Consider the following 13,555-nt stretch of genomic DNA (forward strand, 5'->3'; position numbering starts at 1 on the left):
ATAGTTTCCATGCCGTTGGAACTATTGTTTCTCGGTGCTGAAACTTTAGTTTCCCGGTGCGAAACCTTTGGTTTCAAGCCTTGAAACTAAAAGTTTCATACGGTAAAACTACTGTTCTCTGTCAGGGAAAGCAAATGATCGCCTGTTGTCTGACTTTTATCTCCTTAACTCCACTTCAAAGCTAGCGCCATCTTTGCAACTGAACTGCAAAATTGTTTGCTTCTTATCAGAAGAAATCACCTTGCAAAACGGAGTTCTTTCTACATTCCATTGCCCTTTTATCGTTACAGTCACAGGTATTTCACCACTGGCATTTTCAATCCATGGTCGTGAATAGATACTACGTTCGATACGTTTCCCATCTTTATCAAACGCTTCATCGCTTGGACCGCGATACAAAGCCAAATCCGGTTGTGCCACCGTCAACTTAATCTTATCAACAGATTCTTTATGAGTCATAACCAGACAGGAAGTATCCACACGTTGTAATAAACCACCCGGCAATGTCGTTTCAGGAGTTTCAAACAACACATAAGAAATGATCTGTTCGGAGACGGACTCTACAATATGTGCATTCCGGTCTTGCTGTAATACCCTATAAGTGGGCTTCTTTGCAAATTTCTTCATCAGAGCTTCATTCGTCTGAGGCAGAACAGCGTATTCATAACTTCCGTTTTTCGGTGCCTTTCCATGATCTACAACCAAAGAAACCCAATCACCCTTTGTTTCCTTTCCTGTGTTTTGCATTCGCGAGTATTGAGGAAAGTTCTTCTCAAACCGAATGGGAGTTGGAACATAATAACCCGTTCCCAAATGATCTACGTATACTTTCTTATCTCCTTGATAATTTTTCCAATAATCATGCCCTGCTTTATCAGTAACTGCCAATTGGAAGATAGTCGTTTCTGTCGGGAACTCCGTATTTGTATTTTCAATATCCGAACCAAGACAGACAATCATTCCATCGATGAAATGGTAAGATTTACGTGCCCGATGTGATCCGTTGTACTTATCATGCTCATGTAACTTCATTCCAAAATTACCATTCATCTTCTGTTGAGACAAACCACCGGCAAAAGCCTCGTCGGAATAAAGCATCTCTTCCATTCCAGAGTAACTATCTACATTGAGCACCTTAGCCTGCAATTGCTCCAATGGCAAATGAATAGATGTCACTCCCGGAATACGGTTCCAGTCAAAACCTTCCTGCTGCCAGCCGCTAGTGGCGGGAGTTACTGTCTGTCCCGGTGCAGCAGTCAATATTTGCAAACTGCCGTGCGCCAGGTAACGACCGTATAGATTTGCTCCCAGATAATGCTCTGCCGCCCATAGATAACGGGAATGTCCACGTGCCACAGCCGACCAATTGCTACGACGTTGAACAGAGACGCAACCATATCCCATCGCTATATTTCCCTGCGGGTCCGGTTCCGGACGGAAACCTTTCTCCACAAGACGTTTTGCCACCTTACGTTCTTCAGCATTTGAAACCTTAGGCATATATTCGGGAGAGTCATTTTCAATACTTGGGTCTGAGATCAGACGGAGGTAAGAAGAAGCCATTTCACTATCATATTCCTCCTTTCCATCGGGAGAACCAGCTAGAGCCATCATAGCAAAATGCATAGGAACCAGTTTACCTTTTCCATCCGGATGACGACCAGACATGGAAAGAGGGAAGTTCAGCTTATTGCAATAGAAACGCATGGTCAACAGTACATTTTTCACTGTTTCATGAGCTAACTCGGAAACAGCAAATTCCGTCCGGCTGAAAAGATAAATCATATTGGTTGCTCCATCGAGTCCGCCCACAGCATAAGCCGGATAGTTATTTCGATGATGGAAAGCACCTCCGTCTACTTTAAACGAACCGGACAATCCCAATGCAGGACGGCAACCAAAATCAATCCAACGGGAGAAAGACCGGAGATATTGTAGTTTTTCCGGTGTATCTTCCATCATTAAAATGCTGGCAATACGTCCTGTAGTCTGTGTATTGAAAGAGTCCATATCAATTCCATTGACTTCCGGTTTAGGGTATACTTCGTTAGTAATCGCATACCAGCGTAATGTCCGTTCGGCTTCCTGAAGTTTTCCAGTTTCCTTAAGCACATCTTTCATCAGAAAATATGCCAGGTACAGACCGCGAACACTATAGCCATAATGATGGATATTTCCCCAACAACTACCATAAGCTACTCCCTGATCGGTTATGTGATCGTACATTGCTAAGAACTTCTTCTTCATTTCTTCCCGAATCACCGGATTTGCCGCATTATTATATGCAACGGCAATTCTTTTCATCAGGTCGAAATAAGCACGCATTTCCACTCCCTGTTTAGTCAGCATATCTTTATCCCAGTTCGGTATGATCCGTTCATAAGCTTCTGAAGCACGTACCATGTAAATAGGTATTCCCGATACTTGGCCGTTCTTGTAAGTTATCTGATAGAAATCATATTTCTTGCGGATAGTTTCTACTTCTTTATCTGTCGTTTTCCCTTTCGTGTAGATCATATCACGAAAACGCTTTTCCAACAGTTGCATTTCTGCTCTTTGCTTATCGTCTACAGGAGTCAATTCAATATCCGGTTTCAAAAGCGAGTGTTGATAGACAACCAGCCAATGGTTGGTGGTCCCGGCATTGACAAAAGGAGCTTGCAGATCGGCCGTCTGTTGACGTGCATCAACTTTAGTAGCCGTAATCAAATGATCGATGAAAAGGCTTCCTTTTGAATTTGGAGCAATAATCCGGAGTTCATTCATGCCTTCTTCCGGTGTGCCTTGCATATCACGTTCATAGCAAACCCATGCGGCACGCCAACCACTGAAATTAATACCAAAAGGGAAAGATGTGCATCGTTTGCCGTCTTTCAGAAACTGAAACTCAATGGTCGCATCTTGGGGAACTTCATTATAAACCCACACAATAAAAGCCGAAAGATATAAATCCTTGCCGGTCGGATCTTTCTTCTCAAACTTCAGGTCTTTCTTGAGTTCCAATATACCACCCGGTTCAAATGTCCATTCCAACGAATGTTTTCCATCTTTATAATGCAGATCAGATACCGACAGGCGGGAATGGGTAGCGGTGATACAATCCGGTATTTGCGGTTCTTCAAAAGAAAACATCCGTTCATCTGTTACAACTTGTGCATGAAGGAATGCTGAACACAAAAGAGAAAACAGAGTTGTCACTCCAAATTTAGTAAAAGGTTGTTTCATCATGGAAATATAGTCTTATTAGGTTTTCAGTATATAAGTCAAAGTATAGTCGCTTTAAAATCTGTAAAGAGTACGTGATTCTGCAAAAGACGTAAACCGAAGTGTCCGTCACCTTCACTACCCGCAAGGGTATAGCGGAACAACTCTTCATCATTCACAGAATAAGTTGTGATTCCCTTTTCCACTCGAATCCGAACCTCATACCATTGATTGGGGACGAGTAAATGAGAGGCATCGGTATATTCTTTCAATAAAGGTTTCACCTTGTCATCTGCCACTCCATAATATTCTCCTTTGTATCGACGGAAACGGGTCGTTGAGTTATCATTTCCTCCGTATCCAACGTAGAAAAGGTTTAATGTGTTATAGTTTTTAAAGATGCCGTCACGCCACTGACTACGGGCAAAAAGATCATCAGGGTATTTAGGATCATTGGCAGCCCAGAAGCAGTTCAGATCACTCAAGCGGTCATACTTTCCACCTTGCATCACCATACAAATACGATAACTTATTTCATAATCGCCCGTCAATCGTTGCCGATACCACATAGTCAGTCCGTCCGGAACTATCAATTCTAATGTATCTGCACGTTCTATTATCTGCAAAGCATGGGATGCATCTTCTATTTTCCATTGCTGCACAAAGGAAGCTTTGTGCTGTGCCAAAAGCACCACACTATTTAAGAGAAAAAAAGTAATCAAACTGTAGCCTATAAAAAATCGCCTCGTCATTACGGTATTAATTTAAAGATTATTCTTCCGAATACAAAGAAACCCCTCTTTTCGAAAAAAGAGAGGTTCAAATTGTACAAAATATCTCAAATAACGTATTGACTGATAATTTGCATTACCAATATCTTATAGTTTTTTCATCAACAAAGTTCTCATACCATTTCTGGTTTGAAACACCCTTACTATCTACCCATTTAGTAAAATCAGGATATGCTTCTCTAAATGGTACACGTTCATAAGCATGACGTGTGCCAACCGGAAGTTTAACTCCCCAAGTGGAACCTTTGGTATTTGAATAATAAACATTTGCATCCAGTGTAGTGTCACCCGCAACCAATGCTTCATATTCTGCTTTGTAAGCAGAAGTCGGTGCATAACCCCTCATGTGTATTTCTTTACCACCGTTCACCTTAATAAAGAAATTCTGTCTATTAGTATCTAAAATCAACTCTCTAAATGCTGCAAGCTGAGCATCTCTTTCAGCTCCAGTTAATCCTTCTTTACCAATCAGTCTAACTTCAGCACGCAACATAGGTAGTCCTTCTCTTACTTTTCCTTGTGTTACCTGAAACATATCCTGATTATTATCCATCAAAGAAGTTAAACCATCCAGTGTAATAACAGTTCCTTCCGCTTGTGCTTTATCCACTGTCAATATTGCGAAACGCGGTTCTTTGCGAGTATCATTACTCCAATTCCAATTTTTATTTTCAACTTTCACTATATTTTTTGTAGAAAGTTCCTCTTTAGCTAAGTCTGTCATTGTTCCCTGACCACCTTTTAGTACAAGGCTTGCAGTAATCCGATCAACATACTCGCTTTTCAAACCATCCAGTACAACACCTAACACAGTCGGGTATATACCACCTACAGCACGAACATCCAAAGTCAACAACAATTCTTCTTTACCTCCTACAGTCTCCATCATCTGTTGACTATGACATTCAGTCACCTTCAAGTCATACTCGAATACAACATCGTTGAAATCTTCATCATACCATGAATCCAGTTGAATAGGCCAACCATCTTCGAACATCACCACACCTGTGTTATGATAGAAAAGATAGCCTTGGTCCGTTTCATTTGTCGGCTGCACTGCATCTTCAGGAAGCGCAAGAGTTACCAATGCCAGACGGTTTGTTTCAAAATTGAAACCAGTACTCTGATCTACACCACGACTAACAGGAGACAAAGCAAATTCTTTTGTAGCTTCTGTTCCCGAAACTGTATTGTATTTCATATACACTTTCTCGCAAGCAGCAGGAACATTCAACGTAAGAGTACGGGAATCTTTCACTAATACATCTCCCACAAGCAGACTCGCTTCAGAACCACTTTTATCGGAATATACATTCACAAGTGCAGAAGCATTTACCGGATCAACAGTTCCCGAACCATCGTTACCTTTTTCCAACTCATTATCAGAGCAGGAAGTAGTAACCAACATTGTCCCCATAAGGACATACATCAAACTTTTAATTTTCATCTTAATTTAATTTTTAAATTTATTGTTTGTTTTTGTTTCGCATGAGAACCTGGCTTATCACACTTATTTTCAGGCTTCATTTGTTAACTTATCAAAAATATATTTAACGCCTAATAGCTTTTTGCTTGCCTTTATTTGTAATTTCAACCCTTTCCATCGAGAATAATCACAAGAGCTAAAATAGGGCTCAAAAAGCCTGTTCATGAACAATGGATAATATATACAAGTTATTTCGTATATTTGCATTAGACAGAACATTCAATACAACAAATATAGAACTTTTATTCCGAATATACAAGTTCTATATATAAATATATCAAGGGAAATGGATCAAGTACTGTATGGTATAGATTACATAGAATATTATTTCTATTGGATATATTACAAGTTTATTGGCTATCCTTTAATCATAAGAATATGCTCAATTGCTGTAATGTTTTGTATTATTGCGTACTTATTTCTCCTATTCCATATTATATATGGTATATTTAAAAGGCGAAAAGAGAAGCGGAAATACAATAAAGCATTTGATAAGTATTATGAAGAAATGAAATCTATCTCACTAGATTCCAACACATTGAGTGAAGAAGAGATAGCTGACAGATTAGAATATGATACGAAAAAGCGCCCGAAACCTAACGAGTTACGCATTATCACTCAACTATTAACAGAAATCAAGAGTGTGCATGAAGATGAGATCAATGAACTAAACTATCAAACGATTCAAACCGTATTCCAAATCACACGTTTCCTTGAACGCGAACTTCAATTCGGTTCCAAAAGATCAAAGATACAAGCTCTGAAACTTATTCAGTCCATCAATGGGTATGCTTCTGAAGCGGTATTGGTGCGTTTCCTCTATCATCGTGAACTAGAACTAAGAAACTCGGCACGCTACACTTATATGTGGTTAAGCCAGGGTGACCCGTTCCGCTTCTTCGACGAAGACATCGGCATGAAGTTAAGGCAATGGGACATGATGGAGTTACACGCTATCTTGGAGCACCGTAAGAAAGTGGGATATAACACACCCACCTTTATTAAATGGGTGAATACTTCAGCTGAAGAAAACGTTAAGATATTCTTTATCAACGAAATCCGGCTATATAATGAAACCGAAAGTGCCCCAATTCTCGCGAAGCAACTCAATGCCCGTTCTGTGGAAATACGAGGTGAAGCGATCAAGACTTTAGGTAAACTAAAATACAAAGAGGTTGAACCTAAGCTGATTGAAATGTATAATGTACAACCGGAAGAAGTCAAACGACAAATCATTTCGGCTATTGCGGATCTAAAGACCGATAAGGCTTTAGGATTTCTTTACAATGCTTATGATGAAGCAGATAACTGGGGAACCAAGAGAGTCATACTCAAAGCCCTCTATGAGTATAGTGCAATGGGAAGGAAAACATTCGATCAATTGGAAAGAAAAGCAGATTCCCACACAGCTATATTGTTTGCCCACACCAAGCATCCGTTAATCAACCAGTTAAACTAGAGAACATGAGAGATATAATATTTACATTCTTCAATTATTTCGTATTCTTTTATACGAGCATGCTGGCGATATTCTTCGTCACATTCGCCTTCCTCTCTTTCATTTCTCTAAAACGGAGAAAGGATTACTATGTGGAAAGCTATATGCGGAAAACAATCAAGGAATCCCCCTATACACCGGGCATTTCGGTAATTGCTCCTGCCTTCAATGAAGAAAAGACAATCATTGATAATGTGAACTCCATGCTTGCATTGGAATATCCGCTTTTCGAGGTGGTTATTGTAAATGATGGAAGTACGGACAGTACATTGGAAAATATGACCGAATATTATGAACTGGTAGAAGTGCCCTATGCTTATATCGAGCGAATCAAAACCAGACCGTTCCGAAGACTCCTCAAATCCTCCAACCCGAAATACAGCCGACTCATCGTTGTAGACAAAGAAAATGGAGGAACCAAAGCGGATGCATCCAATGCGGGTATCAACGTTGCTTCTCATCCTTATTTTATCTGCACGGATGTGGATTGCATTTTGGAAAAGTATGCTCTTTATCGTTGTATCTCGCCCATTATATCTTCAGAAAAACAAGTAATTGCAGTCAGCGGAACGATGTTGATGGCTAACGGATGCGTCGTGAAAGACGGACAAATCATAGACGTTAGAACTCCCCGTACACCGATTCCACTTTTCCAGAATCTGGAGTATATGCGCTCTTATCTGATTGGTAAGATGGGATGGTCCGCTATCAATGGTATGCCGAATGTTTCCGGTGGATTCGGTCTTTTCGATCGTTCGGTAGCGATTGCAGCCGGAGGATACGATGCTCCCTCTTTTGCCGAAGACATGGACCTCATCACCCGCATGGTAGGATATATGTGCGACTTCTCCCGTCCTTATAAGATCGTACAGATTCCTGATACTTGTTGTTGGACGGAAGGACCTCCCAACCTGGCAATGCTTTACCGGCAACGTACCCGTTGGGCACGGGGATTGTTCCAGACACTTAATATCCATCGTAAGATGATTTTCAAAAAGACGTATAAACAGATGGGACTGTTAACTCTGCCTTATATGTTCGTTTTTGAGTTTCTAGCGCCGATCATCGAGCTCGTCGGTTTGATAGTATTTATCTATCTGGCCTTTACAGGAGCAGTCAACTGGAACACGGCATGGATGATTTACCTGACGATCTATACGTTCTGCCAGTTCCTTTCCATCGTTGTTATTACCTACGACTACTATGTCGGGATGCTATATAAAAGAGGATACGAATACCTGTGGATTATCATTGCGTCCATATTAGAGCCTATCTTCTATCATCCCATCATCACTTTCTGTTCATTGAGAGGATACCTCAGTTATCTGACCAATAGAGACTTCAAGTGGAAGAACATGGAACGTAAGGGATTCAAGCAGAAAGAAGAAAGTGCAGACGGTACTGATATAACGGCAATGAAGCCCGAACCTGCTACGATTTAAACAAGAAAGAAAGATTAAAGACAAGATAGAATGAACAGAGAATTTCTCCATAAGATCACCATATTAGGTTGTCTGTTTTTACTGATAACCTCTTCCTCCGGGACCGACAACGGATTCCAGACACCGGAGCAATATGCCCAGATTGTACAGGAGCATTTTGCGAACGAGGAATGGGAAGCAGGGAAAGAGCTGTTGGAGGAGGGCCTTCAGAAATACCCGAATGTTTCTGACCTTGAATGGCTCATGGGAAAATACTGGTTCCACGAAAAGAACTATGACCAGTCGCGTTATCATCTTGTCAAAGCGATAGATGACAATTACAACAACGTCAATGCCAAACATCTGCTGGTAGACGTAGAAGATATCACCGAGAATTATTCCAGTGCTATTTGTTACGTTAATGAGTTGCTGGAAGTGAATCCGTATTGGAGAGGTTTATGGCGAAGAAAGATTGAACTGTACCGCAAGCAGAACAACGATGTGGAAGCAGACCGCCTGTTGAAACGAATCAATCAGATTTACCCGAACGATACGATTCTAAGGAAGGATTATATCTACAGCATGGAGGTAGGCTACCAGCAAATGAAAAAAGGCGGTAACCGAAAAGAGGCTATCGAAAAGCTGACGGAGCTTATCAAAGTATCTCCTCAAAACGAAGAATATTATCTGGACATCATTAACCTGCATTTACAGGAAGGAAACCGGGAAGCTGCTCTAGGCTGGTCATCCAACGGTTTGGCTGCCATACCGGGAAGCGGTGCGCTTATCGTCAAAAGGGCGAGTATCCTTAGTGAATTGGCACGTTATCCGGAAGCTCTGGTGTTTATACGCGAGCAAATGCGAAGAAACAACAGCCCTGCCATACGGCGTATGTATAACGACCTGTTAATGGAGGCTGCCCGAGCAGAGAAGCAGCGGGATCCTTATGTATTATATGGCATGGCCTACGAAGGAGGTAATAAGAACAAGGAAGCATTAGACTACCTGCTGAACACTTCTGTCACCCGGGGATATACCGATGACGCACTCTTCTATATCAGAGAAGCTAAAAAACAATATGGCAACAATGATAAAGGAATTCTTTATAAAGAATATATGCTTTATCGCCAGATGAATGAGGATGATCTTGCCTATTCAACGCTGAAAAAGATGTATGAGATGTATCCTGATGATTATGATATTACGCTTGCCATGAGCGCACAACACATGAAGAAAGCTGAAAAACTGATGGAACTTGGTCTGTACGCAGAAGCATTGCCGCACGTATTGTTCGTTTCTCAAAAACATGTAGACGACAATGAAGTGAACGGTGCCGCATGGGAAAAAGCCTTGAGTTGCTATATCAATATGAAACGTTACAATGAAGCACTTGCAACATTGGACACCATCACTCTTCACTTCCCTGATTACGAAAACGGCACGTTGAAAAGGGCATTTATTCTCGATAAAATGGATAAAACCGAAGAGGCTTTGCAACTGTATCTATCTGCCATCGAGCAGAGTGATGAGGATATGCGCATTTTCTATGTTATCGGATACGAGGAACTAGCAGTGCCGTACATCAAGAAATGTATGGAAGCCGGAGCTACGAAGAAAGCATACGAGGAATCTGTTAAGCTAATTAGCCTGAATCCATCAAGCGATCTCGGATTACGGTATGCCATCAATTCGTCCGGTTTACTCGGAAAATACGATGAATTCGAGAAATATACAGTACAAGGAATCAATTATTATCCTGAAGAACCATTCTATCAGGCTAAAAGAGCTACCGTGCTTGAACGTGACAAGAGATACGAAGCTTCTTTGGAATTCCTGAAGCCGATACTCAACAAATACCCGAGCAACAAAGAGATTATAGGCGCATTCTCACAGAGCAGTGAATACCGTGCCCTGCAACTGACAAAGGCCAAAGAACCGGAAAAGGCTCTCGCTGTTCTTGATACAGCTTTGCTTTATGACAGTCAGAACAAATCATTGAAGTACACTAAGGGAGTGGTATATGAAGCCAACCGTCAAGCGGATTCAGCCTATTATTACCAAAAGTACTACGAGCCATCCATCATGGAATATCGCTCTTTCCAACGACATTTATCGGGCCTTAGAAGCATGATGCTCAAGAATGAGATTGCTTTGACCTATCTCCGTGCACGCTACGGAGAAGAAGATATCATTACCTCTGTTGCAACAGCCGAATATACCCGAAAAGGCCAGAAGAACAGCTATACAGGACGTCTCAACTATGCAGGGCGAAGTGGCTCGGCAAGCGACAGCATGGAAGCGGAAGAGCAGACACCGGGAGGAGTCGGCATTCAGGTACAAGGTGAGTGGACGCATCACTTCTCACCGAAGTGGAGCCTCACGGCCAATGCAGCCTTTGCGACCAAATACTTCCCGGACATAACGGCTGATGTCGCTTTACGGCATTATCTCAAGAATGATTGGGAAATAGGTGCGCATGTGGGTTATAGACGGGTAGCCGCCTACACAAAGCGTTATGAATGGAACGATGAATTCTTTGCAGGTGGCACCGGAGACAATGGCTATCTGTTTACGGGTTGGAATGAGTCAAAGACTAACCTACTCACTGTAGGCGGAGAATTAGCCAAGACCATTGAAGTGGTTCGTCTCAACACGAAGATCGATATGCACTTCTTCAACTCTAACTTCTATTACAATGCGCAGATTGGCGCCAAATACTTCCCGGCGAGCGATACAAAGACAAATATCAACGCCATGGCAAGCATCGGATCGGCACCGGAAACGGCCGTACTGGACTATGCGCTGCCCGGCTCTTTCTCTCACACCAATACCATGGTGGGATTGGGAGGTCAGTATATGGTCAGTCCCAACATTACCATAGGCTTGATGGGCACTTGGAACACCTATTATAACCAAACCAATACGGTGCGAGGGACAAGTCCGTCCAACCAGATAGAATCCATATCGACACGCTATAAAAACTTATATAACATCTATGCACAAGTTTATATTTCATTCTGATACGCTTGGCCCTGTATTGGCAGGAATGATATGTATTTGCTGCCTTTTATCCGGCTGCCGTATGCAGGCACGCACGGAGATGTTCCCATCTAAAGAAGGGTATCTCGTCACCATTGGTGAGGATCCGACCGACAGAGACACCCGGTGGGCGAAATACCTGTACGAACATCTCAAGAAGCGTGCAAACGACGATGAAATAGTAGCTTTTGGCGTTTCCGAAATGGACATGTGGCGCATCATCATACAGATAGACCCAACATTGCAGAGAGGATTCAAAGTAGCCTGCAAAGGCTCTGATATCAGACTGACCGCAAGTGACGACAAACAAATGTTATGGCTGCAATACCAACTGATAAAGAAGATCAGCAAAGAAGACCCGCGTATAGACGGTTCGGATCTTCCTCCCGCCCTTATCAATCTCAACGATACTTGCGGAGCTTTTGCATTTGACTATCAAAGTATTTATTCTCCATACGGCCTGAACGCCGATCATACAGGCGTTATCGGCCTGAATAACTTTGACGACAGCTGGGGAATATGGGGACACAACCTGCGAAAAGTATTGGGAAAAGATGCAGAGAAAGTATATGCCACCATTCACGGGAAGACAGATGACTCACAACTGTGTTTCTCTTCCGAGGATATGTATCGCCAGATAGAAAGTTACATCGTAGATAACTTCGGTGAAAAGGGGAATTTCCGTTTTGTAATCGCACCGGATGATACTCCGTACGCCTGTACGTGTGCCACCTGTACCGCATTGGGAAATACAGAGAAGAACGCAACTCCCGCCGTTACGGAACTGATCCTCCGCCTGTCGCAGCGTTTTCCCAAACACACGTTCTTTACGACTTCCTACCTGACTACGCAACAAGTCACAGACAAGCAGCTCCCGTCCAACATCGGGGTAATTGTCAGCGCTATCGACTATCCGCTCCGCCGGACAGACGGCAAGGACGAGCAAGACAAGAAATTTGCGGAACAACTCGACAACTGGAAGAAAGTAACGAACAAAATCTATATATGGGACTATATCAACAACTTCGACGACTACCTCACTCCTTTCCCCATATTAAAGATAGCCCAGCAAAGACTCCAACTTTTCAAACAACACGGAGCCAGCGGCATATTTTTCAACGGAAGCGGTTACAGCTATTCTTCCTTCGATGAAATGAGGACTTTTGTATTATCAGCCCTTCTTATCAACCCGGAGCTTCCGGTTGATGAGTTAATTAAAAGCTATTTCAATCAGGAATACCCGGTATCCAAAAAATGGCTGTACGATTACTACACAGAGCTAGAAAACAACGCCCAATCCGGAAAGCGGCTCGGACTTTACGCCGGTATCAGAGAATCGGAAAAAGGATTCCTCTATCCGGAGAAGTTTATCAAATTCTATGATGAAATGGGAGATTTTGTATCCGAAGCAAAAGGGAAAGAGCGCAAAAAGCTGCACGAGCTCCAGACCGCCTTGTCTTTCACGCGCATGGAATTAGCACGTGACCACAGTTTCGACGCTTACGGATATGCCAAGCGGAATGGAAAGGATATTCAACCGCTTCCCCAAGCTCGTAAATGGGTCACCCAGCTCAAAGAGCATCAAGCATTTGCCGGAATGGGATATTATAATGAGTCAGCTTATGAGATTGACTATTATATAAAGGAATGGGAACAATATATACTTGCTTCCGACATAAAGAAAAGTTTGTTTCTGGGAATGCATCCTTCCGCAACCCCTAAACTAAATAAAAATGATTCAAAGAAACTGACCGATGGCACTCACGGTTTACCCGGAGACTATCATTGCGGTTGGGTTATCATTCCGGGAGAAGAATGTACCATCAACCTGCCGGTTAAAGGACTCAATGCATCAGGAACATTCTATATCAGTTTTTTGAATCTTCCCCGCCATCGCATCTATGCTCCACAGCAAGTTCAACTGTTGAAAGACGGAGTAGCCTATAAAACAATAGACTTAAAACCGGAAGACTCCCCAGAAAAAGGAGAAATGATGAAAGCCACCGTTCCGGCAGACTTGAACGGAACAGAACAATTAAGCATAAAAATCAGTTGTTTAAAGAAGCCGGGAACGCAAATGGGTATCGATGAAATTGCATTCATCCCTTAAATGCTG

The 13,555-nt window shown here is 42.3% G+C and carries 7 protein-coding genes; 4 read left to right on the top strand and 3 right to left on the bottom strand.

All coding sequences use genetic code 11. From position 1 onward, the window contains the following. Window positions 1-156: 156 nt before the first annotated feature. From NQ505_RS04025 to NQ505_RS04035, 3 genes are all read right to left on the bottom strand, one after another. Complete coding sequence (locus tag NQ505_RS04025) at window positions 157-3,228, bottom strand: chondroitinase family polysaccharide lyase (RefSeq protein WP_008998224.1); 3,072 nt, start codon at window positions 3,226-3,228, stop codon at window positions 157-159. 35 nt (window positions 3,229-3,263) lie between these two features. Beyond that, entirely contained in the window at window positions 3,264-3,956 is a 693-nt protein-coding gene (locus NQ505_RS04030; RefSeq protein ID WP_008998225.1) for a DUF6250 domain-containing protein, read from the bottom strand. A gap of 115 nt (window positions 3,957-4,071) precedes the next feature. Beyond that, entirely contained in the window at window positions 4,072-5,442 is a 1,371-nt protein-coding gene (locus NQ505_RS04035; RefSeq protein ID WP_008998226.1) for an LruC domain-containing protein, read from the bottom strand. Between the two features lie 325 nt (window positions 5,443-5,767). Here NQ505_RS04035 and NQ505_RS04040 point away from each other — a divergent pair, with 325 nt between their 5' ends. From NQ505_RS04040 to NQ505_RS04055, 4 genes are read left to right on the top strand one after another with little or no spacing between them, the layout of a single operon-like run. Then, window positions 5,768-6,940 (top strand): HEAT repeat domain-containing protein, encoded by a 1,173-nt coding sequence (locus tag NQ505_RS04040; protein ID WP_004298140.1) that lies wholly within the window; start codon window positions 5,768-5,770, stop codon window positions 6,938-6,940. 5 nt (window positions 6,941-6,945) lie between these two features. After that, complete coding sequence (locus NQ505_RS04045; protein WP_008998227.1) at window positions 6,946-8,421, top strand: glycosyltransferase family 2 protein; 1,476 nt, start codon at window positions 6,946-6,948, stop codon at window positions 8,419-8,421. Window positions 8,422-8,451: 30 nt separating this feature from the next. Beyond that, the gene (locus NQ505_RS04050) at window positions 8,452-11,421 is read left to right on the top strand and encodes a hypothetical protein (RefSeq protein ID WP_008998228.1); all 2,970 of its coding nucleotides are present in this window, start codon (window positions 8,452-8,454) and stop codon (window positions 11,419-11,421) included. Continuing rightward, window positions 11,396-13,549: a DUF4838 domain-containing protein gene (locus NQ505_RS04055; protein WP_008998229.1), complete on the top strand. Its 2,154-nt coding sequence runs from the start codon at window positions 11,396-11,398 to the stop codon at window positions 13,547-13,549. The genes NQ505_RS04050 and NQ505_RS04055 overlap by 26 nt, the downstream gene beginning before the upstream one ends. Window positions 13,550-13,555 lie beyond the last annotated feature (6 nt).

The organism is Bacteroides sp. D2 (assembly GCF_025147085.1).
Classification (GTDB): domain Bacteria; phylum Bacteroidota; class Bacteroidia; order Bacteroidales; family Bacteroidaceae; genus Bacteroides.